The organism is Streptomyces sp. SID5910 (assembly GCF_009862125.1).
GTDB lineage: Bacteria > Actinomycetota > Actinomycetes > Streptomycetales > Streptomycetaceae > Streptomyces.
The window spans coordinates 1-256 of the sequence record NZ_WWHX01000496.1 but is presented as its reverse complement, the minus strand read 5'-3'; the positions used below and the strand labels follow the sequence as shown (position 1 = coordinate 256).

The 256-nt window shown below is 78.9% G+C and carries 1 pseudogene; it reads left to right on the top strand.

The window, feature by feature from the left end:
• Positions 1–201, top strand: a pseudogene (locus GTW67_RS37735) (potassium transporter TrkA); the annotation flags it as partial.
• Positions 202–256: the final 55 nt, after the last annotated feature.

The following is a 256-nucleotide window of genomic DNA, read 5'->3' as shown; positions in this document are numbered from 1 at the left end:
GGGGCGTGGCGGGTGCTGGCGTTGGAGGTCGCGGGGGCCTCCGGCGGGGAGCAGGAGGGCGGGGTTCGGGAGCCTCGGTTGGTGTGGGATCTGCCGGGGACGTATGTGTTGCGGGGGGAGGACCGGGTGGTGTTGGCGGCCACGCGGCGGGGGTTGGCCGAGCTGCTGGGGCGGCGGGCGGTGCGGCGGGCGGACGTGTAGGGGCGGGGCCCCTACGACCCCGCCCAGGGGGCTCCGCCCCCTGGACCCCCGGCCT